The organism is Asanoa ferruginea (assembly GCF_003387075.1).
Lineage (GTDB): Bacteria > Actinomycetota > Actinomycetes > Mycobacteriales > Micromonosporaceae > Asanoa > Asanoa ferruginea.
The window spans coordinates 5,435,364-5,456,792 of sequence record NZ_QUMQ01000001.1 but is presented as its reverse complement, the minus strand read 5'-3'; the positions used below and the strand labels follow the sequence as shown (position 1 = coordinate 5,456,792).

Sequence of the window (21,429 nt, the reverse complement as noted above, 5' to 3'; positions counted from 1 at the left end):
TCCCCGTCCTCGAAGGAGTTGCCAGTGAGATCCCTGTTCAGGACCAGGCACCGCCGCACCCGGCTGGTCGCCCGGATCGCCGTCGGGCTGCTCGTGGCCGGCGCCGCGGTCGCCGGCGGACCCTCTCCCGCTCGCGCGGCCGACGAGTCGATCAGCGTCAACTTCGCCAGCGCCGGCAGCGCCCCGAGCTACCGGGCGTCCGGCTGGATCTACGGCATGACCGAGAACGCCTCGGGACCCGCCGACCACTTCTACCGCGACGTGAAGTTCCGCTACATGCGGGCCGGCGGTGCGCAGCTCGGCTCACCGGGCGGCTGGGTCAGCGGCGGCTACGAGCGCCGGTGGAACGCCACCGTGGCGCAGGCCCGCCGGACGATCGCGCTGGGCGGGCAGTTCATCCTGCTCCCCCACGACCTCTGGGGCGCCGACGGATATCCGATCTCCCGGTTTCCGGGCGACAACGGTGACTGGACCGACTACGACAACTTCCTGACCCGCGTCATCAACGACGTCCGGGCCGCCGGCATCGCCGTGCAGTGGGACATCTGGAACGAGCCGAACATCACGCTCTTCTGGAACCGCCCGCAGTCGCAGTATTTCGAGCTCTGGCGGCGCAGCTACGCGCGCATCCGCGCGGCGTTTCCGAACCACCTGATCGTCGGTCCGAGCTGTGCCTGTGTGCCGTCGACGACGCACGCGTTCTGGAACCAGTATCTCGACTACGTGCGCGCGAACAACGTCGTGCCGGACATCATCAGCTGGCACTCCCTGCCCGGCGACCCGGTCTCCAACGTGGCCGCCGCCAACGCCACCCTCGACCCGCGCGGCATCCCACACCCAAGGCCATACCAGATCAATGAGTACGGTGCTTCGGACGAACAGAACCCCGCCGACGGCGCCTGGTATATCGCCCGGCTGGAGCGGGCCGGGGCCGACGGACTGCGGGCCAACTGGGCCGGCGGCAACAACCTGCACGACTTCATCGGAAACCTGCTGCTGCGCAACAGCGTGGGCCAGAACGTGCCCAAGGGCGAGTGGTGGGCCTACCGCTACTACGGTGCACAGACCGGGCAGATCGTCGCCGTCACACCCAGCTCCTCCTACGACGCCTTCGCGACGAAGACCGCCGGATCGGCGCGGATCCTGGTCGGCGGCGGGCGAACGACGGGCAATATCGCCGTCGGCCTGCAACGCCTCGACACCACCAGCGGAATCGTGCAGAACAACCAGGTCCGCGTGCGGGTGCAGCGCATCCCGGACAACGCGGGTGGCGCCGTGCAAGGCCCGATCACGATCCAGAACACGGTGGTGACGCTCGCGAACAACGGCGCCACCGTCAGCCTGCCGCACAACACCGTCAACGACACCTTCACGGTCACACTGCTGCCGCCGTCGGACGCGAGCTTCCAGTCCGTCGCCGTTGCCCAACACTCCCAGCAGTGCCTGGACAACGCGAACCTCAGCACCGCCGACGGCAACGTGCAGCAACAGTTCTGGTGCGAGGGCGGCGACCAGCAACTGTGGAACTTCCGGCCGGTCACCGGTGTCGCCGACACCTACACGGTCGTCAACCAGCAGAGCGGCAAGTGCCTCGACGTCGCGGGAGTGTCGACCGCCAACGGCGCCGCCGTGCACCAGTGGCCGTGCCTCGCGGGTGCCACCAACCAGCAGTTCACCCTGCGCAAGGTGACCTACTCCGGCAACGACAGCCACGACTATCAGCTCGTCGCCCGACACAGCGGCAAGTGCGTCGACGTCAGCACCGTATCCACCGCCGCACGAGCGCCCATCCACCAGTGGACCTGCAACCCGATCGGGCAGAGCAGCCCACTGAACCAGACCTGGCGGCTCTGGGGTCGCTAGCCGATCGGGCTCCGCCCGGTGAAGGTCGTGACGACTTCCACCGGGCGGAGCTCGCGGGCCTTCAGCGCCCGCGGACCGGCCCGGTGCTGGCGCGCAGGGAGATCGGCGGGCTGTATAGCTGGTGCCGCGGCGGCGCCTGCGGAGTCGCGATGCATTCCATCAGCAACGCCACCGCGTCGGCGCCCATCTCGAGCATGGGCAGGTCAGCGGCGGTCAACGCGGGTCGGAAATCTTCGGCCCAATGCCGGGCGGCCACTCCGGCGACGGAGAAGTCGCGCGGAACCGCCAGACCCGCCGTGTCCAATGCCCGCTGCATGCCCGGCAGCGCCGCCTCGTTGATGGTGGCGATGGCGGTGACGTCGGGGTGCGCGGCCAGGAGCTGTTCGACGCAGGCCTCGCCGGCTGACGCGTCGTCGCCGCAGCAGACCTCGACGCCCGTCAGGCCACGCTCGGTCACCGCCGCCGAGAACCCGACCTGCGCCCGGTGCCCGGGGCCGTAGCCCGCCGCGACCAGCTCGGCGGACCGGTTGACCAACGCGATCTGCTGGTGGCCCAGGTCGGCCAGGTGCCCGACGCACCGGGAGATCAGCCCGGCGTAGTCGACGTCGACCCAGGACATGCCGCTCGGGTCCGCGGTGCGACCGATCGTAACGAACGGCAATCCGGTCTGCCGCAGCCGACTCACCCGATCGTCTTCCAGCCTGATCTCCATCAGGATCACGCCGTCGACGCGGCGGCTGGTGACGATCCGCTCGAAGGAACGGTCGTGGTCACCGCCGGAGGGCGACAGCAGGACGTCGAGATCAACCCGCGCCGCGGCCTCGACCACGCTCGCGACGAAGCCCAGCTGCATGTCGGTCAGCCGCGCGGTGGCAGGCGGGATCACCAGGCCCAGCGTGTGGGTGCGGCCTTCCCGGAGCGCCCGGGCGGTGGCGTTGGGGCGATAGTCCAACTCGTCGATGACCGCCTGGATCCGTTGGCGGGTCGGCTCGGAGACCGCCTTCTTGCCGCTCAGCACGTAGGACACCGTGCTGCGCGACACTCCCGCGCGCCGGGCGATCTCCCCGATGTTCATCCAGCTCCCTGATCGAATCGATTCTAGGCAGCGTACAGCGCCGGTGTCAGCCGACGGTGCGTAGATGGTCGACGATACGGGCCAGGATGAGCCGCTGACCGGCCGGAGTCGGGTGGACCCCGTCGGATTCCAGGAGATCGTCGGTGCCGTGGGCGGAAATGGCGTCGTGCAGGTCGAGGGCGTCCGGCGCGGCCTGGTGGACGACTCCGGCCACTTCGGCGACCGCGGTGGCCTGCCAGTGCAGCGGGGCGTCGCTGAAGAAGCTGTCGATGCGGCCCTGGTTGACGGCCGGTGGCGTGATGATCGTGACGGGGGCGTTCAAGTCGCGGGTGATCAGGTCGACGAGAGCTCGCAGGTTGCGTCCCGTCTCCTCCGTGGTGGCCATCCGGTAGCGGCCGGTGCGGCCGTGTGCGCGAGCGTCGTTGGTGCCGAGCATCAGCAGCACCCGGGTCGGCCGCACCGCTTCCACCAGATCGAAGCGCTCGAGCACGTCGGCCGTGGTGTTGCCGCTGATCCCGAGATTGACCAAGGTGGCCTGCGGCGCGCCGGTCAGGTCGATCGAGGCCGCGAGGAGCTCGAACCAGCCGAGGCGGTCGGCGGTGATCGAGTCGCCGACGGCGGCGATCCGGTCTTCGGGCCGGAACGGCAGCCCGGCGACCGCGTCGCGATAGTGGTCGTCGGCCAGCAGCTGTGCCGCCGCCGCGCGGGCCTCGTCGTGCAGCGAACGGAGCAGCGCGCGGATCGTCTCCGGCGTGCAGGCCAGCATCTGGGCCAGCAACTCGGCATGCAGGTCGTCGTCGACCGGGAACCGCTGGAGCATCGGCCACGACTGGGTGCGGGTGTAGCGCAGGAAGTGACGGCGTTCGGCGTCGGTGTAGCCGCGGGCGGCGATCACGCGGGCCACCGTTCGAGCGTGCCGGTGGTCCGGTTTGGTGCATCCATGTCTCAGCCCTTGATCGAACCTTGCAGCAGCGCCGCGACGAAGCGGCGCTGGAAGATGAGGAAGACGGTCAGCGTGGGCACCAGGATCAGCAGTGCCCCGGCGCAGAGCAGCGGGATGTCGGTGCCCCACTGGCCCTGGAACGCACCGAGCGCGCCGGCCATGGTCCGCTTCGCGGGGTCGTCGACCAGGACGATGGCCAGCAGGAACTGGTTCCACGTCCAGAGGAACAGCAGGATGGCCAGCGACGAGAGGGCGGGCATGGCCAGTGGCACGTGCACCCGCCAGAACAATTGCCAGGTGCTGGCGCCGTCGATGCGCGCGGCCTCGGACAGATCGTCGGGCATGTTGACGAAGTGGGCCCGCATCCAGAGCACGGCGAAGGGCATGAACAGCCCGATGAGCGGCAGGATGATCGCCCAGCGGGTGTTGAGCAGCCCCATGTCGCGGATCTGGTAGTAGAGCGGCGTGATGATCCCCTCGAAGGGCAGGGTGAGGCCCAGCACGAAGATCAGGAAGCCGATCCGGTGCCCGGGCATCCGCAGGTGCCCGAACGCGAAGCCGGCCAGGGTGCCGAACAGCAGCGAGGCCGGGACGACCCCGAGCACGATCAGCGTGCTGGACAGCAGCAGTTTGCCCATCTTCGCGGCTTGGAAGGCGTCGACGAAGTTGCCCCACTGCGGGTGCTCCGGCCAGGACAGCCCCGACGGGTAGGTGCCGGAGGGGTGCAACGCGGTGACGAACAGGCTGATGAACGGCACGACGGTGATCGCCATCAGCAGGACGAGCAGGAGTCGCCCGATCAGTGCCTCGCGGCGTTTGACGATCATCTGGACCCGTCCCTGGTGAGGCGCTGAATCGGAAGGACGACGGCGAGCACGAGCAGGACCAGGGCGACCGCGAGGGCCGACGCCATGCCGACCTCGCGCTCGGAGAAGGCCAGGTAGTAGATCTCCAGGCCGGGGACCATGGTGGAGTTGCCCGGCCCGCCCTGCGTCGAGATGTAGACGATGTCGAAGCTGGCCAGAGCGGCGATCACGGTGACCGTGACGCACACCCCGATCTCCTGGCGCAGGCTGGGCAGCGTGATCGAACGGAACTCGCGGACCGGGCCGGCGCCGTCCAGGCGGGCCGCCTCGTAGAGCGCCGGGTCGATCTTGCTCATGCCGGCGAGCAGCAGCAGCGTGCACAGGCCGACGAGGACCCAGGCGCCGATCACGCCGACCGCGGGCAGCGCGGTGTCGAAGTCACCGAGCCAGGCCCGGGTGATGCTGTCGAGCCCGACGGCGGAGAGCAGCTCGTTGGCCAGGCCGGTCGAGGAGAGCAGCCAGCTCCACATGATGCCGGCGGCGACCAGCGGAATGACCTGGGGCAGGAACAGCAGGGTACGGGCCACCGTGGCCAGGCGGCTCGCCGCGATGCTCCGGATGGTGGCCGCCACGAACAGGCCGAGCAGCACCGGGATGCCGCTGAAGAACACGATCAGCTCGAAGGCGTGCAGGATCGTGGCGAACAGCTCCGAGTCGGTGATCAGCCGGCCGTAGTTGTCGAGCCCGACCCAGGTCGACGCGCCGATGCCGTTCCAGTCGTAGAACGAGTACTGCACGGTCAGCAGCAGCGGGCGGAGCACGAACGTCGCGTACATGACGATGGCCGGTGCCGCGAAGAGCCAGCCCAGCCAGACCGCCCGGGGGCGGCGCGCGCGTCGCGCACGCCGCCCCGTGATCGGTGCCGACATTAGTTCTCGACCTGGGTCTCGTAGTCCTTCTGCACCGACTTGAGCAGGGCGTCCGGCGTCTGCTGACCGGCCGCCAGCTTCTGCAACTGCGGCGTCCAGCTCTTCGCGTAGATGGCGCCGGTCGCGTTGGCGATGAAGTCCATGGCGCCGTTGTCCTTGCCGATCGTCGCGCCGGCGGCCAGCGTGGCCGCCGTGACGGTGCCCTCCTGGACCGGCGGCATGTAGGCGTCGGCCGGGCCCATCGGGTGCGATCCGCCGACCTTCACCGCGATGTCGCGGGCCTGCTGGTTGGTGGCCACCCAGTTGAGGAAGAAGGCGGCACAGTCGGCGTTCTTGGCCTTGCTGCTGATGCCGTAGGTCAGCGGCGCCGACATCGCGGCCTGCTTGCCACCGGCCTGCGCGGGCGGCATCAGCAGGAAGCCGGCGTTTCCGGCCATCTGCTTGTCGAGGTTGCCCGACTCCCAGTCGCCGTTGAACATGAACAGCGCCTTGCCACCGATGAAGCGGCTCATCATGGTCGCGTAGTCCTGCGAGTTGATGTCGTCGGCGAAGTAGCCGGCCTTGATCCACTTCTCCAGGTGCTGCACGGCCTGCAGGTTGCTCGGCGTGTCGATGGTGGCGCCGGGCTTCTGGAAGATCCAGTCGTTGATCGGCGCGGGATCGCCGTACGCGGTCATCAGGTTCTGGAGCGGGAACGCGAGGCCACCGGTGGCGCCGCCGTTGAACTGGTCGATCGGCGTGATGCCGGCGTCCTTCGCCTTCTGCAGCGCGGCGTCGAGGTCGGCCAGCGTCGCCGGCGGCTGCGTCATGCCGATCTGCGTGGCCAGCTTCTTGTTGTAGAACAGGCCGGTCATGCTGAAGTTGAGGCCCATGGCGTAGAGCGGGCCGTCGCCGCGCTGACCACTCGCGCCCACCCGCATCTGCTCGAGCTGCGAGGCCGGCCACTTGTCCCAACCGGTCGACTGGGCGTACCCGTCGAGGTTCTTCAAAAGGCCGTCCTTGACGAGCTCGGACACCTGCGGGAGACGCATCAGGTCCGGCGGGTCGTCGGCGAGGACGCGCGGCGCGTTTTGGGTGATCACCGCGAACTGGTCCTCGCGGATGTCCCACTTGACGTTGGGGAACTGCTTGGTGAACTCGTCGGCGAGGTTCTTCGGCAGCGGGAAGCCGGTCTCGAAGTAGCCCTTCAGGGTGACCGGCGCGGTGCCGCAGGTCGCCGCCGAGACGGCGGGGGCGCTGGTGGCGGCGCCGGCCGGCTCGGAGCTGCCGCCAGGTGCGCTGCACGCTGCGGTGGCGGCTAGTGCGGCAAGGGTGAGCGCGGCCAGGAGCGGCCGGCGGGTGGGTCCGTGAGCCATATCAGGCCTCCAGGATCGCGGAGCATCCGGCGGCGAGGGGTCACCGCCGGTTGAGGGATGGTGGGATGGATGAATTCAGGCGTGCGATGGGAAATGGGCGTCGCGCAAGCACTGGAGAAGGTCTTCCTGCCAGGCGCGTGCGGTCGGCCAGGTGCCGGTGAGAGCAAGGGAGCCGTGGACGGCGCCGAGGTAGCAGCTGTAGGAGACCGGGACACCGGCCGCTTCGAGCCGCTCCGCGTAGCGTTCGCCGTCGTGGCGCAAGGGGTCGAACTGAGCAGTCATGATCTTGGTGGACGGCAGCCCCGCGAGGTCTTCCGCGCGAAGGGGTGACGCGAGCGGTGCCCGGGCGTCGTCGGGCGCTGGCAGGTAGAGGTCGCGGCACAGCGCCATCTCGTCGACCGTGATGCCGAAGTCGTCGCCCACCCCGGAGGCGCGCATGCCGTCGAGGGTCAGGTCGAGCGGCGGAACTTCGAGCAGTTGCAGGCGCAGCGGCGCCGCGCGGCGCTCGCGGACCAGCAGCGCGACCGCCGCGGCCAGGGTCGCGCCCGCGGACACTCCCCCGATCGACACGTTCGCCGGGTCGCCGCCGATCTCGGCGGCGTGCTCGACGGCCCAGCTCAGGCCCGCGTAGCAGTCTTCGACCGGGACCGGGAAAAGGTGCTCCGGCGCCAGCCGGTAATCGACCGCGACCACCACAGCGCCGACGCCGGCGCAGCGGCTTCGACACATGGCCTGGTTGACGTCTTCGTCGACGGAACCCAGCCAGAAGCCGCCGCCGTGCAGGAAGACGTGGATCGGCCGGCCGGCCGCGCCGCTCGGGCGATAGACCCGCAGCCGGATCCGGCCGCCGGGCACGGCGATCTCGACGTCGCGCTCGCTGTGCGCGGCCGCGACCGGCCGGCCGAACATCCCGAACACCGTGTCGGTCCCGGCGTGGATGGTCTTGCGCCGCTGTGCGATCGGGGCGTCAGGGTCACCGGAGTCCGGCTTGGTGGACAGGAACGTCCGCACCGCCTGATCCAGCTCCATGGACACCTCCCGCGCTCGTGTTACAAGCACGAAACCGCATCGCGGAAGGCCTGTCAAGTGTTTCCATTAAAGCACTTTTATTGCCTGCACCGCAGCTCAGCGGCTAAAGCTACCCGAGGGGTTCAGGTGGTGGAGCGCTCGACCAGGCGAACGTCGAGCACGGTCGTCGAGCGCAGATCCGAGCCATCGATGTGGCCGAGCAGCACACCGAGCGCCGTGCTTCCGGATTCTTCGAACGGTTGGCGCACGGTCGTCAGGTCGGCCGCCGTCGCCGCCTCACCGTCGTCGAAACCCATCACCGCGATGTCGCCGGGCACGCGCAGCCCCCGGTCGCGGGCGGCCAGGAGCACGCCGACGGCGAGTGCGTCGTGGTGTGCCATGACGGCGGTCGGCCGGTCGGCCAGGTCGAGCAGGAGCGCCACCGCCTGGCGGGCGTCGGCGACGGAGTTGTCGCTGGTCGCGACCACCACCTCGCCCCCGGCGGCCTCGATGACCTGCTTGAATCCGGACAAGCGCCGGATCGCCTGCGACTCGTAGTCGGAGACCTGCCGTTCGACGAGATATCCGACCCGGCGGTGCCCGCGTTCCAGCAGGTGGGTGGCGGCCAGCCGGCCGCCCTCGTTGTCGTCGATCACGACCCGGCTGAACAGCGCGCTGTCGGCGTCGACCGCCACCGTCGGCAGGCTCCGCTCCCGCAGCCGGTCCGCGATGGCGTCCTCGATCCGCAGCCCCATCACGATCAGCCCGTCGAGCCGGCCGTGGATGGGCATGCTGGCCAGCACCGGTGACGACGCGAGAGCGGCGGACTCATGATCGAAGACCACGACGTCGATCTCGAGGTCGGCCGCGGCGGTCAACAGCCCGGACAACCGCCGCAGGTAGGAGCCGTATGAGGTGAAGGGTGCCATCACGCCGACCCGGCCCGTCGCGCGCCGGGCCAGGCTGACCGCTTGCACCTTCGGCACGAAGCCCAGCTCGTCGGCCGCCGCCAGGACCCGTTGGCGGGTTGCCGGGCTGACCCGGTCGGGCTTGTTCATGACGTTGGACACCGTCGAGATGCTCACCTTGGCGCGGTCGGCAACCTCGTAGATGGTGACTCGATAGTCCGCCGCCACGTCCCGCCTCGCTCCAGCGTGCCGCTCCGCACTTCGAGGCCCTTCGAAGCGCTTTACCAGAAGCACTCTATCGAGGTCGGCCTCAGCAGCCCAATACGCGATGGGACTCAATGATGCCTGCCTTGCCGCGCGGGGGCACGGTTCACCACTGACTGGCGGCGAAATGCCTGGCTAGTACGGTATTAACCAGGCACCGACGCCTACCGAAAACCCTTCACCTAGGGTGTGAGGTGCGAGTCTTGGACGAACAGGTGCATAACCGGCGCTGGCTAGGCGTCGGCCGCAGTAGCCTGACCGATTCCGGCGCGGCGGCGATCGCGGCCGTGAGCGAAGCGCGTAGCGGACCCGACCCGAAGCTGTTGATCGTGTTCGCGGCCATCACCCACGACACCGCCGCGGTGCTGGCCGGCGTCGCGCAGGCCGCGCCAGGGGTGCCCGTCATCGGGTGCACCACGCACGGCGAGATCGGCGTCGGCGGACCCGCCGACGGCACGGTCACCGTGGCCGCGATGGGCGGCGCCGGGCTCGACATCGCCATCTGCGCCGCGGAGCACGTCTCCGGCCGTCAGGCCGACGCGGGCTACGAGGTCGCGGGCTGCATACGAGACGTCTCGTTACCGCACAAGGTCCTCATGCTGCTCACCGATGGCCTGGTCCGCGACCAGGAGAGCATCGTGCGCGGCTGCTATCGCGCCCTGGGCGCGGGCACGCCGCTGTTCGGCGGGGCCGCGGCCGACGGCTGGCGGATGAGCGGGGCCTACCTCTTCAAGGACGGGCAGGTGCTCACCGACGCGGTAATCGGCGCGGCCATCGCGTCCGAGGCGCCGATCGCGGTGGGGGTCGGCCATGGCTACCGCACAGTCGGCCAGCCGATGATCGTGACCCGCGCCGCCGACGGGCGCGTGCTGACGCTCGACGACCGGCCGGCGCTCGATGTCTACCTGGAACGGGTGAACGCGCCGCCGGAGGCCTACACGGACCCATCGGCGTTCACCGCTTATGTGCTGCCGCGCCCCCTCGGCGTGCAACGGCGCAGCGGCGTCGAGGCCCGCAACCTCTCCACCGAGGTCGACCTCGAGGGCCGATCCATCGGCGGGGGCGGCGCGATCGACCCGGGCGGCCTGACCTGGGTGATGACCGGCGACGAGGAGTCCATTTTGGACGCGGTGGACACGGTCTGCCAGGACACGCTGGAGCGGCTCGAGGGCAACGAGCCGATCGGCATGCTCACCTTCAGCTGCGCGGCGCTGCGCGCGGTGCTGGGCGACGACGGCATCCGGCGCGAGTGCGAGCGCCTCCAGCGGTGGGCCGGCACGATGCCGTTCGCCGGCTTCTACACCTACGGCGAGATCGCCCGCAACCACGGCATCGACGGGTTCCACAACCAGACGCTCGCTGTGCTGGCCTTGAGCTGACATGGCCGGACCCGCGGAGTCACTCCACATCCAGCAGCTGGTGGAGCTGCTGGCAGTGGTGTCTTCCTCCCCCGACGAGGCCTCCGCCATCCAGAACGCCGTCGAGCGCTCGGCTCAGGCGCTGGAAGCGGAGGTCGCCGCCGCGGTCATCGACGGGAAAGTGGTGGCGTCGATCGGGTATCCGCCCGGCGACGTGCCGCACGAGGAGATCGTCGCGTTGACCCGGCAGGAACGCTCCGAATTGGACGTTCCGGGGCTGGGCGGCTCCCCCACGGTGACCGCGTCGTGGGCCGGCAGCCACCCCGGGCACCTGGTGCTGGCCCGCTGGGGCGCGCCGTTTCAGGTCGAGGAGCAGAACCTGGTCCGCGGTATGGCGCGGGTGTTGGAGCTGACCCTGACGATGCTGCGGACGCTGGTCGCCGAGCACGCGATCCGCGAGTCATTGCAGGAACGGCAGCGGCTGCTGGAGCATCTGTCGGCCATCCAGCGGGCGATCTCCCACCGCGAAGACCTCCAAGACATCCTGGACACCATCACCAGCGGTGCCCGCGACCTGCTCGGCGACGAGATCGGGCTGCTGTGGGTGCGCGACGAGCCCGACTCGCGCCGGGCCCGGTTGGCGGCCGCGGCCGGCACGCGGCCCGTCGAGCCGGCGCACCGGCCCGTGGTCGACCTCACCGCCGCATCGCCGGCGGGCGAGGCGATCGTCACCGACCGGGTGGCGGTGCGGCACGGTCGGGAGCTCCAGTCGCGGATGCTCAGACAGCTCGGCCCCAGCACGGTCCACGCCTCGATGGCCGCCCCCGTGCACGACGGCGGCGTGTTGACCGGCGCCCTGGTCGTGGCGTCCTGCGACACGAATCGCAGATACACCCCCGCCGACGAGGAGACCCTGAGCGCCTTCGCGGAGAACGTCAGCCTGGCCCTCACCGACGCCAACACGCTGGTGCGCATGCGCCAGGCACACCACGACCCGCTGACCGGCCTGGCCAGCCGCGGGCTGTTCCTCGAGCAGTTGTCGCAGCAGCTGGCGATCGCGGAGGCCGAGGGCCGCACGCTGGCGGTGCTGTTCCTGGACCTCGACCGATTCAAGGACATCAACGACTCGCTCGGGCACGCCGCCGGCGACGAGCTGCTCACCGAGACCGCGGGCCGGATCACCGCGCAGCTACGCGCGGGCGACACGGCGTCCCGCTTCGGCGGCGACGAGTTCGCGGTGCTGCTGAGCCGGGTCGACGGGCCGCAGGACGCCGCCGCCGTGGCCCGCCGGATCGTGACCGCGCTGGCCGCGCCCATGCGGGTCGCTGATCAGTCGCTGCGGGTGGGCGTCAGCGTCGGTGTCGCGCTGAGCAGCACCGACGGACACGAACCCGCCGAACTGGTCGCCCGCGCCGACCTCGCCATGTATGAGGCCAAACACCGCGGCACCGGCGGATACGCCATCTACTGCGACACCGTCCCGGGCGGCTGAACGGAACGCTCCACCGATCGGTGGAGCCGGCCCATCGCATGACGGATCCGCTGCGACGCCTGGGCTGCGAGGCTGGAGCCCGTCGGACAATGAACGACGCGGGGGGCGAATCGGCATGCGTGAGGCGACCAGGGTGACCGAGCCCGACGACCGCCTGCCGGCGCTGGTCTGGGTCATCGCTGGCGCGTTCGTCATCGTCGAGCTGGCCTTCAGCGCCGGCTACGGCTTCCAGCAGGACGAGCTCTACTTCATCCAGGCCGGCCGCCACCTCGCGTTCGGCTACGTCGACCAGCCTCCGCTCGCTCCGCTGCTGACCCGGCTGGCCACGATGGTTGGCGGCACCGACCCGACGGCCGTGCGCGCGCTCCCCGCGTTGGCGGGCGGCGCGATCGTCGTGTTGGCCGCCCGGCAGGCCGCGATCCTCGGCGCCGGCCGCCTCGGCCGTGTGCTCGCGGCGCTGTGCCTGGCCTGCGCACCGGTGCTGCTCGGCGCCACACACATCGGCAACACGACGTCGCCGGCGTTGCTGGCCTGGACCCTGGTCGTGCTGTGCGTGAGCACCGCGATCGCGCGGGACCGGCCGCGGTGGTGGCTCGGCGCGGGCTTCGCCGCCGGCCTCGGGCTCCAGACCAACAACCTGATCGCGCTGCTGTTGCTGGCCATCGCAATCGGTCTGCTGGTCACCCGCCGCTTCGACATCCTGCGCACGCGCTGGCCGTGGCTGGGCGCCGCCATCGCCGCCGTTATCTGGGCGCCCAACGTGGTGTGGCAGGCGACGCACGGCTGGCCCCAGTTCGCGATGGCCGCGTCGCTGCACCGGGAGAACACGTCCGCGGCCGCCTACCTGGGCGGTCTGCCGGCGCAGATCCTCTACGGCGGCCTGCTCACCGCACCCGTGCTGATCGCCGGCGTCGGGTGGCTGTGGCGCAGGCCGCAGACGCGCTACCTCGCCGTCGCCGTCACCGTGGTAGCTGCCTACGTGCTGGCCTGGGTGCCGGGCAAGCCCTACTACACTTCGGGTCTGCTGCCGGTCGTGCTGGCCGCGGGGTCGGTGGCGACCGAGCGCTGGTTCGCCCGCGGCCGGCGACCGCTGCGACGGCGTACCCTCGTCGTCGGTGCGATTCTGGTCGCGACCGTGGTGGAGCTGCCCATGCTGCTGCCCGTCTGGCCGGTGCGTGACCTGCATGCGCACTCGACCAGCGGCGACCTGGCCGACACGGTCGGCTGGCCGCAACTGGCCGGGTTCGTGGCGACCGAGAACAGCACGCTCGCCGCTTCGGGCACGTCACCGACATCGATCTTCACCGGCAACTACGCCGAAGCGGCCGCGCTCGACGTGCTCGGCCCGGCCGGTCTACCTCCGGTGCTGTCGGGGCACAACGCCTACGGCATGTGGGGGCCCGGTTCGGCCTCCGACGCCACTGTCCTCGCGGTCGACTCCGCCGACGAGCTCCGGCCCTACTTCGGGCACTGCTCAACCGTTGGCACCTTTGTCGCACCGTACGATGTGGACACCGACTTCAATCACCTCGACCTGAGCGTCTGCTCCGGGCCGACCGCCGACTGGGCCGGGATGTGGCCCCACCTGACCCACGACGACTAGAAGAACGCGTCGATCGGCGCGCGTGCCTCGTCGAACAGGGCGGGACCGTCGCGTGGGACCCGCTTCGGGGCGACGGCCCGCGACAGGGCCTGGAACTGCTCCGCGCTCAGGGCGAAGACGACCCGACCCAACCCGGAGCGATCGATGGCGTACGCGCACATCTCGCACGGCTCACAGCTCGTATACATCGTGGTGCCGGCGGCCGTCGACGGGTCGAGTTCGCTGGCCGCCCAGCGGGCGAGCTTGAGCTCGGGATGAGCGGTGATGTCGCCGTCACCGGGCACGGTGTTGTGCCCCTCGGCGAGGATCGACCCGTCGGGCCCCACCAGCAGCGACCCGAATGGCCGCCCGCCGGCCGCCGGTGCCGCGGCTGCCAGCGCGATCGCGCGCCGCAGAAAGTGCTCGTCTCGTTGGTCCATGCACGAATTGTGGAGCGGGTGCCCGGGCCGTGGCGACCCGGGCACCCAATGGGGAATGCTCAGAAGCCGAGCACGGCCCGTCCGCCGACGACCGGCAGACGCACCTCACTGTCCTTCGGTGCCACCCGCAGCTCGGTGCCACCGAGCGGGAGCAGGGTGTAGTCCTGGTCGCTGGAGAACACGACCACGCCGATTCGGTGCCCGTCCTGGAAGATGTAGTCCTTCGGCTCCATCGTCCACGTGAAGTCGTACAACTTGCCTTGCTTGAGCTTCTCGGTCTTCGACGCGTTCTTGCGGTTCTGCGGGTCCATCCAGCCGCGGGTCACGACGGTCGCGCTGGTCGGGCCGTAGTCGACCAGGTAGGCCGTCAGGTTGGCGTCCGGCCGGTTCTCGATGGCCATCCGCAGCCGCATCTCCGGCCGGCCGGAGATCCGCACGTCCTGGCCGAGCGCCGGGGAGACGTAGGCGAGGCGGTTGGGGCTGGCCGTGTCCGGTGCCGACACCAGCGTGCTGGGTGCGATCGTGCGGCCCTCGTCGACGAAGCTCTGCTCGACGCTGTGCTTCGGCGCCTTGCCGCTGGTCAGCGCGCCGGTCGCGGTCGGGCTGGTCGCGGCGAACCGCAGCGCGACGTCCTTGGCGGCCTTGTCCGGCCAGTTGGCGTACGTCGTGTAGACGCGGTCCTCGCGCTGCACCACGGCCGTCGGCTCGTCCATGATGCCGTTGTGGACGTTCCACAGCCAGAAGTCGAACCAGCGGTTCTCGGTCTGCTTGTAGGTCCACGTCTGGCCGCTCGGCAGGGTCACCGCGGCGCTGTTGCCCGGGCCGCCGTGGCCACCCTGGTGCAGCCAGATCTTGCGCGGCACGTCGTTGCGGGCGAGCTCGTCCCACCAGCCGGCGAAGTTCTCGGTCTTGACGTTCCAGTCGTTGAGGCCGTGCACGACGAAGACGCTGGCCTTCACGTCGCTCGCGTCGCGGTAGTCGCGGTCGCCCCAGAACTTCGAGTAGTCACCGGTGACCCGGTCCTGCTTGTCGGTGATCTGGGCGAGCTCGTCGACGCAAGTGCCCTGGGCCCGGACCTGCCCGGCGGTGTATTGCGCCAGGATGTCGAGGTCTTCGCCCTGGAACGTGCCCGGCGCGACGACCAGGCCGTTGGCCCGGTAGTAGTCGTACCAGCTGCTGATCGCGGAGACCGGGACGATCGTCTTGAGGCCCTTGACCCCGGTGGTGGCGACCTGGTTGGGCAGCGTCCCGTTGTAGGAGACGCCGGTCATGCCGACCGAGCCGTTGGTCCAGGTGGCGCTGACCGGCGCGCCGGCGACGTCGAACGCCTTGGCCCGGCCGTTGAGCCAGTCGATGACCGCCTTGGTGCCCAGCGTCTCGGCCTGGTCGCCGCTGGTCGGGCAACCGTCGGAGTCGCCGGTGCCGACGCTCTGGCCGAGCACCACGGCGTAGCCGCGGGGCACGTAGTAGTCGTCGAGCGAGCCGGGCAGGTTGGCCTTGGCGGCCGCGTTGGGGTTCGGCTCGGCGGTCGCGCGCTGGAGCCCGAGGTGTGCGGACGAGCCGTTCTGCGGCAGGTCGTCGACCAGGACGCTCGGGTAGGGCACGTCGTCCCAGGTGTCCTTGCGGTAGGGGCTCTGCTCGAAGATCACCGGCACCTTGAAGCCCTCGGTAGCGGTCTCCTTGGGGCGGGAGATGTCGATCGCGACCCGGTCGAGCTTGCCGTCGTGATCGGTGTCCACCGGGGTCTGCACGTAGACCCGCTCCTCGATCGCGTCGGCGAACGAGAAGACCGGCTGGGTCATCCCGTCGGTGACCACGATGTGCGGCGGCGGGGTTGCGGCCTCCTGGGCCGATGCCGGAGAGGCGGTCGCGGCCGCGATCAGCGTGCCAGATATCGCGACGCCGAGCAGTGCCAGACTTTTGGGTCTGCGCATGAACGTCTCCGTTCGAGAGGGACTCACCGAGGGGTATCGGCAGGAGTGGATCACGATGATCCACTTCCCCATGTTAAGCCCGACTCGCGTTCGGCCTTGTCCCGCGCCAGGTGAAGATGATCACGGGACCGGTTCGTAGACCGCACAACGGTTTTGGGGTCGCGGAAACCGGGGTACACGATCATCAGTCGTGTGTAGCCGAACCGAGGAGATCAGATGAGCGTCGCCAACCCGGCCACGGTCGAGCAGTGCCTGCGGATGGGTACCGGTTTCACGCAGGGTGACCGGACCTGGATCGCCGAGCAGTTCGGCCCGCTCGACGCCCGCCTCGCATCGTTCGACGCCGACGCGACCGAGTTGGAGATCTCGGTGAAGGACCGGCAGTCGCCCGGCCAGAAGGTCACCCTGGAATGCTGGACCCGCGACCTGGACAAGATCGTCACAACGTCGACCGAAGACGACCTGCACGCCGCGATCATGGACGTGCGCGACGACCTGCGCCGCCGCCTGACCGACGCGAAGGGCCGCCGCAGCGTGCGATGAGACCCGTCAGTTCGCGAGGGTACGGATCTCGATGTTCGCGAACGACACGGAGAACGGTGGGGGGGCGCTCGTCTGGCCGTCCTGGAAGATGCCGAGGACCACGCGTCCCCTTTGGAACCTGGCCTGCGTCCAGTCACCGATCTGCCGGCCGTCGCGGGAGAACGCCAGGTTCGTACCCTCGGCTGTGATTCCGATCTTGGTTGCGGTGCCTGTCGCGATGGGTTCGGCGAGCTGGAAGGTGCGCAGCGGGGTAACGGTGGCCGGGCCGCCGACGCCATGCGTCACCAGGTAGTAGGCCTCCGCGCAGATCCGCAGGACGAACCCGGCGGTGTCGAAGCGGAACCACACCGCCGCACAACTGCCCGGGGTGCGGAGCTTCACGTCGACGGTGACGCTGAAGTCGGTCAGCACATCCTGCACACCGGGGCAGCGGTAGGAGCCGACCGTCTGCCGGGTGACCACGAGCGCGCCGTCGAACGCGCAGGTGGTGTGGTTGTCCTTGTCGTTACGGGCCGACCACACCCCCGCGGTGATCAGCGGGTTGGCGATGAGCAGCTGGCCGGCCGGATCGGCGGTGACCGGTGCCGTCGGGGACGCGGCGGTCGCAGTGGGTGTCGGAGTCGCGGTGGGTGACGGCGTCGCCGCGCTCGTCGTGGGCGGCACGTTCGGCACGTTCGGCGCGCTCGGGTTGGGCGACGGGTTGGCGTTGCCGCGGTTGGAGACGGGGATGACGCCGTAGACGAGGCCCGCGACGGTGAGCGACGCGACCAGCGCCGCGAGCGCGACCACCGCGACCACGAAACGGCTCCACCGGCTGCCCGACGACTGGGCCGGCGGCGGAGACACCGGCGCGGCCGGGACGACCTGCGCGACCGGCTCGACCGGTTTGGCGGGTCGTGCTGGTCGCTGGTCGACCGGCGCGGTGGTCGGTTCGGCACGTGCAGCTCCCACCACCGCGGTGTCGTCGGTGACCGTCGGTGGCTCTCCCCGGTCCGTCGCCTGTGCGGCCTCCTCCGCGGCGACCAGCAGGGCCGGCTGGCGGGCGAACGCGGCGGCCACGGCGGGCGAGCGGGACTCTCCCGTCGTCAGCAGCCGGTCGAGCAACAGGCGGGCGGTCGGGCGGTCGTCGGGATCCTTGGCCAGCGATTGTTCGACCAGCTCGCGGAGCAGGCCGGACAGGCCGCTCAGATCCGGCGGCTGGGTAAGGATCCGCGCGGCCACCAACTGCGGCTGATCCGAACCGAACGGGTTGCGGCCGGTGCCCGCGAAGGCGATCACCGCGCCCCAGGAGAAGATGTCGGCCGCCGGGGTGATGGAGGCACCGGTGGTGGGCCCGAACCGCTCCGGCGCCATATAGCCGGCGGTGCCGACCACCTGGTCCGCGGTCGTGTGCCCGGTCGTGGCCTGCGGCGACTGGGCGATGCCGAAGTCGATCACTTTCGGACTGCCCGCCGCCAGCAGGACGTTGTTGGGCTTCAGATCACGGTGGATCACCCCGGCGCCGTGGATCGCGGTCAGCGCGGTCGCGACACCGATGGCGAGCCCGTGCAGATTCGACTGCGACAGTGGACCCCGTTCCCGCACCGCGCTGGCCAGGCTCGGGCCGTCGACGTATTCCACGACCAGATAGGGCATCTCGTGGTTGGGGTCGGCGTCGAGCACCTCGGCCGTGCAGAAGGGCGGCACCTGCCGGGCGCGGTTGACCTCGCTGCGGAACCGGCGCCGGAACTCCTCGTCGTGGGCCAGATCGGTGCGGATCACCTTGACGGCGACCAGCACACCATTGGGGGTACGCGCGAGGAAGACGGTGCCCATGCCACCCTCGCCGAGCCGACCAACCACTGTGTAGCGGCCGAGCCGCCGAGGGTCGCCGTCGCGCAGTGGCCGTATCTCTGGCGCCTGGTTGACGGCCATTCGCTCTCGTACTCCCGCCCTGCGTCGCTCTTCTCGCTCGTTACCGAGATTCCTGGCACGATATACGCAACGCGGCGTGGTGGGCGGCCCTAGTCGGGGCCGACCAGAAGCACGAAGGTCCGGGCCAGGCCGAAACGCTCGGAGCGCGGCCAGTTCAAGGCAGCGAGCGCCGCCTCAGACGGTTCGTGCCGCCGCCCGTTGATCCGGACCTCGCACTCGGTGTAGTCACCACCCTGCCCCACCAACATGCGAACCCCATTGAGATGCGGCCGATCGAGCCCGGTGGCGATCACCGGCGCCAGGGTCGACCACGGCATCGCCTCAGCGAACCATTCCTGCTTGCTCGGCGATCCGTCGAGGGACCACCTGGTCACACTGCCGACAATCGCGTGCCAGCCGGCGAACCCGCCCTCGTCGGCCGACCGGAAGTGGTCCGCCAGCCGCCCGCGCTGCTCGACCACCTCGATGACGGTGACCAGGCAGGTCTCGATCCAGGCCCGGATGGCCTGCCGGGCCGCGTCGACCGGGTCGCTGGCCAGACCAAGACTGCAATCGGCGACCGTCGGAAGCTCCGGCCGGTCCACATTCAGCAGGATCTCCAGGTCCAGATGCCGGTAATCGTCGCTGAGCGAGACTCGATCATGGTCGCTCAGGGTACCGGTCGGTCCCCAGGATGGGAGAACGAGCGACACATCTGCTCGGAGGCCTCGGCCCACAATGTGCCCTGCACGACCATCAACGGTGACGCCACCCGCGCTTGCCCGTCGGCTGTCTCGACGTTCATGACCGCCTCGACCGGTTCGGTCGGGATGCCCTTGACACAGTCGATCGTGACGGTGACGGCAACCCGTCTCACGCCCGGTCGGATGGTGGCGGAACGATCCGACCGGAAGGTCAGCCCCCCGATCGTCCCGGTCACCTCCTCGAGGACGACAGCGGCCGGACCCGTGTTGACGACCGTCAACGTCGCCCGCAACGTCACGGTGCGTCCGTTCCTGCCGCCGGACTCCACCGGTCCGACGAGGGCGGTCAGAGCCACGTGCGCGTTATCGGCCGCCTGTCGCCGGCGGCTCTCCAACGTGTGCGTCGCCGTGACGGCCACCGCCACGCTGACGACCAGAGCCGCGATGAACTGTGGAATTCCGATCCTGGGTGCGAAAAGGCGACCGGCAAACGACCGATGGCGGACCCGCGGAGCCGACGGCTCGTCGAGATTCAGCACAACCTCACGGCCCGTGGCAAAGTGGTCAGATGTCATCAGGAATACCTGCCGCCTCCATGGTCATCGTCGCCGGGCACCTCATTGTCGAGCCTCAGCAGCGCGGGTCCTACCTCGACGGATGTGTCAGTGTCGTCCAACAGGCCCGCAGCGCGACCGGCTGTCTCGATTTCAGCATCACCGCTGACCTGGTCGACCCCGCCCGCATCAACATCTTCGAGTGCTGGGAATCGCAGGCTGCCGTCGAGGCTTTCCGCAGCGGTGGCCCCAGCGACGACCAGGGCTCAGCGATACGCTCGGCGACAGTGGCTGAATACGACGTCGCCGACGTGCGGGCGCTGTTCGGCTAGACGCCGGCGACTCGAACGTCCGACGGACGGGACCGCCCGCCTGGCCAATTGACCATCACGGCGCGTGCCGGCTTGAATGCGGCAATGGAGTGCGCATGAGCCGCCTGGCACAGGTGTTCACCGACAAGAAGGCCACCCTGCTGACGACGGCCGCCGTTTCGGTGATCGTCGCCGTGGTCGCCGAGCTCGCGCGGAGCATGTTCAGCCCGGTCGCGTCGCGCTACATCTCGATTATCAACATCATGCTGCTGGTCGTCGCGGCGGTCATTCTGGTGCTGTTGCTCGACCTTCGGGAAAACGTCGAGCGCTTCCAGGAGAAGTCTGACCTGATCGCCACGCGTCAGCAGGTCGAGGTGTTGCGCACCAGCATCGACCGGCTCAACAAGCACATCGGCTTCTCCATCGAGTATTACCGGTGCGGCGGCCGCGGCGCCGACGCGATGGAGAAGTTTCGCAAGCTGCACGACGCCGCCGGTGCGGTGATCCGCGACGCGCCACCCCGGGCGCAGATCTTCGCCGTCAACTCCTATGTGGAGGTCTTCGCCGAGTCCAACACCGAAGAGGGCGAGCAGATCCAGCGCGACTACCTCAAGCATTTCATCGACCGCACCGACTGCCGCTACCACCGCGTGCTCCAGCTCAAGAACGGCCGGTCCGCGGGCAGCCGGCAACCCCCGCTGTCCAGGCTGATCACGCCCGCCTACCTCGACCATTACCGCGAGATGGCCGCGCAGATGACGGCGCGGCCCCAGCTACCCATCCTGATCGGCGAGGTGCCGGCGAAACTGCCCACGTCGTACGTCGTGGTCAAGGATCCCGACAGCAGCAGCGGGAAGATCATCTGGCAGATCAACCAGCATGCCACCGACGCACACGACCCTGACGCGGAGGAGATGCTGGGCATCTTCGTCATCACCGACCCGCAGGGCATCCTGATCCCGCGGTTCGTCAACTGGTTCGAGATGCTCGAACGCACCGGGCGGCGTCCGCTGCAACCCGGTGACCTCGAGTAGCCGATGTCGGCCCTCATCTCCGCCCTGCTCCACGCCGTCGACCGCCGCGACTGGCCCGCGCTGGGCGACCTGGTCACGCCCGATGTCGTCTACGACCGGCCCGGCTACCCGACCATCCGCGGCGTCGACGAGTGGCTGACGTTCTACCGGATGACGCGGATCGTGGCCACCGGACAGCACCGTCTCGTCAGGGTCCTCGCCGACGACGCGCAAGGCTTCTGCTGGGGCGAGTTCACCGGCACGACCCGCGGCGGCCAGCCCGTCGACGTGCGGTTCGCCGACTGGTATGCCTTCCGCGACGGCCGCGTCTGCCAACGCCGCACGTTCTTCTACGAACCCGCGATCTGAAGGGGCCCCCCAGATCGCCGTTCATCGATCATCGCCACCCGGTCAAGCCATCCGGTCAAGCCAGAGCGGCGGCCGCGCTGGGCGG

General features: G+C 69.7%; 20 protein-coding genes. 8 read left to right on the top strand and 12 right to left on the bottom strand.

Features of this window, described 5'->3' with window-relative positions; genetic code table 11:
• Positions 1 to 24: 24 nt before the first annotated feature.
• Entirely contained in the window at positions 25 to 1,863 is a 1,839-nt protein-coding gene (locus tag DFJ67_RS25625; protein ID WP_239097451.1) for an RICIN domain-containing protein, read from the top strand.
• 61 nt (positions 1,864 to 1,924) lie between these two features.
• On the opposite strand, the gene DFJ67_RS25620 is transcribed toward DFJ67_RS25625, so the two are convergent.
• The 7 genes from DFJ67_RS25620 to DFJ67_RS25590 all read right to left on the bottom strand — a co-directional run bounded on the left by DFJ67_RS25620 (position 1,925) and on the right by DFJ67_RS25590 (position 9,115).
• Positions 1,925 to 2,938 (bottom strand): LacI family DNA-binding transcriptional regulator, encoded by a 1,014-nt coding sequence (locus DFJ67_RS25620; RefSeq protein WP_116070353.1) that lies wholly within the window; start codon positions 2,936 to 2,938, stop codon positions 1,925 to 1,927.
• A gap of 46 nt (positions 2,939 to 2,984) precedes the next feature.
• Positions 2,985 to 3,842, bottom strand: a complete 858-nt coding sequence (locus DFJ67_RS25615) for an SGNH/GDSL hydrolase family protein (RefSeq protein ID WP_116070352.1) — start codon at positions 3,840 to 3,842, stop codon at positions 2,985 to 2,987.
• 41 nt (positions 3,843 to 3,883) lie between these two features.
• Entirely contained in the window at positions 3,884 to 4,708 is an 825-nt protein-coding gene (locus DFJ67_RS25610) for a carbohydrate ABC transporter permease (RefSeq protein ID WP_116070351.1), read from the bottom strand.
• Positions 4,705 to 5,616 carry a carbohydrate ABC transporter permease gene (locus DFJ67_RS25605; RefSeq protein ID WP_116070350.1) on the bottom strand — a complete coding sequence of 304 codons (912 nt, stop codon included), beginning with the start codon at positions 5,614 to 5,616 and terminating at the stop codon, positions 4,705 to 4,707. The genes DFJ67_RS25610 and DFJ67_RS25605 overlap by 4 nt, the downstream gene beginning before the upstream one ends.
• Positions 5,616 to 6,971, bottom strand: a complete 1,356-nt coding sequence (locus DFJ67_RS25600) for an ABC transporter substrate-binding protein (RefSeq protein WP_116070349.1) — start codon at positions 6,969 to 6,971, stop codon at positions 5,616 to 5,618. The genes DFJ67_RS25605 and DFJ67_RS25600 overlap by 1 nt, the downstream gene beginning before the upstream one ends.
• Before the next feature lie 75 nt (positions 6,972 to 7,046).
• A complete protein-coding gene (locus tag DFJ67_RS25595; RefSeq protein WP_116070348.1) occupies positions 7,047 to 8,000 on the bottom strand; it encodes an alpha/beta hydrolase in 954 nt (317 codons plus the stop codon).
• 122 nt (positions 8,001 to 8,122) lie between these two features.
• Complete coding sequence (locus tag DFJ67_RS25590) at positions 8,123 to 9,115, bottom strand: LacI family DNA-binding transcriptional regulator (RefSeq protein ID WP_116070347.1); 993 nt, start codon at positions 9,113 to 9,115, stop codon at positions 8,123 to 8,125.
• A 323-nt stretch (positions 9,116 to 9,438) separates the two neighbouring features.
• On the opposite strand from DFJ67_RS25590, the gene DFJ67_RS25585 reads away from it, so the two are divergent.
• The 3 genes from DFJ67_RS25585 to DFJ67_RS25575 all read left to right on the top strand — a co-directional run bounded on the left by DFJ67_RS25585 (position 9,439) and on the right by DFJ67_RS25575 (position 13,604).
• Positions 9,439 to 10,530, top strand: coding sequence for an FIST signal transduction protein (locus tag DFJ67_RS25585; protein WP_147315600.1), 1,092 nt, complete (start codon positions 9,439 to 9,441; stop codon positions 10,528 to 10,530).
• A gap of 1 nt (position 10,531) precedes the next feature.
• Positions 10,532 to 12,001: a sensor domain-containing diguanylate cyclase gene (locus DFJ67_RS25580; protein ID WP_116070345.1), complete on the top strand. Its 1,470-nt coding sequence runs from the start codon at positions 10,532 to 10,534 to the stop codon at positions 11,999 to 12,001.
• A 115-nt stretch (positions 12,002 to 12,116) separates the two neighbouring features.
• Positions 12,117 to 13,604: a glycosyltransferase family 39 protein gene (locus DFJ67_RS25575; RefSeq protein WP_170215977.1), complete on the top strand. Its 1,488-nt coding sequence runs from the start codon at positions 12,117 to 12,119 to the stop codon at positions 13,602 to 13,604.
• On the opposite strand, the gene DFJ67_RS25570 is transcribed toward DFJ67_RS25575, so the two are convergent.
• Both DFJ67_RS25570 and DFJ67_RS25565 read right to left on the bottom strand, forming a co-directional pair.
• Positions 13,601 to 14,023, bottom strand: coding sequence for a nucleoside deaminase (locus tag DFJ67_RS25570; protein WP_116070343.1), 423 nt, complete (start codon positions 14,021 to 14,023; stop codon positions 13,601 to 13,603). The two genes, DFJ67_RS25575 and DFJ67_RS25570, sit on opposite strands and share 4 nt — an antisense overlap.
• A 59-nt stretch (positions 14,024 to 14,082) precedes the next feature.
• The gene (locus tag DFJ67_RS25565) at positions 14,083 to 15,957 is read right to left on the bottom strand and encodes a Xaa-Pro dipeptidyl-peptidase (RefSeq protein ID WP_116070342.1); all 1,875 of its coding nucleotides are present in this window, start codon (positions 15,955 to 15,957) and stop codon (positions 14,083 to 14,085) included.
• Positions 15,958 to 16,173: 216 nt separating this feature from the next.
• On the opposite strand from DFJ67_RS25565, the gene DFJ67_RS25560 reads away from it, so the two are divergent.
• The gene (locus DFJ67_RS25560) at positions 16,174 to 16,500 is read left to right on the top strand and encodes an HPF/RaiA family ribosome-associated protein (RefSeq protein WP_116070341.1); all 327 of its coding nucleotides are present in this window, start codon (positions 16,174 to 16,176) and stop codon (positions 16,498 to 16,500) included.
• 6 nt (positions 16,501 to 16,506) lie between these two features.
• Here DFJ67_RS25560 and DFJ67_RS25555 read toward each other — a convergent pair whose 3' ends face one another.
• From DFJ67_RS25555 to DFJ67_RS25545, 3 genes are all read right to left on the bottom strand, one after another.
• The gene (locus DFJ67_RS25555) at positions 16,507 to 18,414 is read right to left on the bottom strand and encodes a serine/threonine protein kinase (protein ID WP_116070340.1); all 1,908 of its coding nucleotides are present in this window, start codon (positions 18,412 to 18,414) and stop codon (positions 16,507 to 16,509) included.
• Between the two features lie 89 nt (positions 18,415 to 18,503).
• A complete protein-coding gene (locus DFJ67_RS25550) occupies positions 18,504 to 19,106 on the bottom strand; it encodes a DUF6348 family protein (RefSeq protein WP_239097452.1) in 603 nt (200 codons plus the stop codon).
• Entirely contained in the window at positions 19,064 to 19,522 is a 459-nt protein-coding gene (locus DFJ67_RS25545; RefSeq protein WP_147315599.1) for a hypothetical protein, read from the bottom strand. Before DFJ67_RS25545 ends, DFJ67_RS25550 begins: the two co-directional genes overlap by 43 nt.
• 170 nt (positions 19,523 to 19,692) lie before the next feature.
• Here DFJ67_RS25545 and DFJ67_RS25540 point away from each other — a divergent pair, with 170 nt between their 5' ends.
• From DFJ67_RS25540 to DFJ67_RS25530, 3 genes are all read left to right on the top strand, one after another.
• Positions 19,693 to 19,983 carry a putative quinol monooxygenase gene (locus tag DFJ67_RS25540; protein ID WP_116070337.1) on the top strand — a complete coding sequence of 97 codons (291 nt, stop codon included), beginning with the start codon at positions 19,693 to 19,695 and terminating at the stop codon, positions 19,981 to 19,983.
• A 95-nt stretch (positions 19,984 to 20,078) separates the two neighbouring features.
• A complete protein-coding gene (locus DFJ67_RS25535) occupies positions 20,079 to 20,996 on the top strand; it encodes a hypothetical protein (RefSeq protein ID WP_116070336.1) in 918 nt (305 codons plus the stop codon).
• A gap of 3 nt (positions 20,997 to 20,999) precedes the next feature.
• Positions 21,000 to 21,344, top strand: coding sequence for a nuclear transport factor 2 family protein (locus DFJ67_RS25530; RefSeq protein WP_116070335.1), 345 nt, complete (start codon positions 21,000 to 21,002; stop codon positions 21,342 to 21,344).
• Positions 21,345 to 21,429 lie beyond the last annotated feature (85 nt).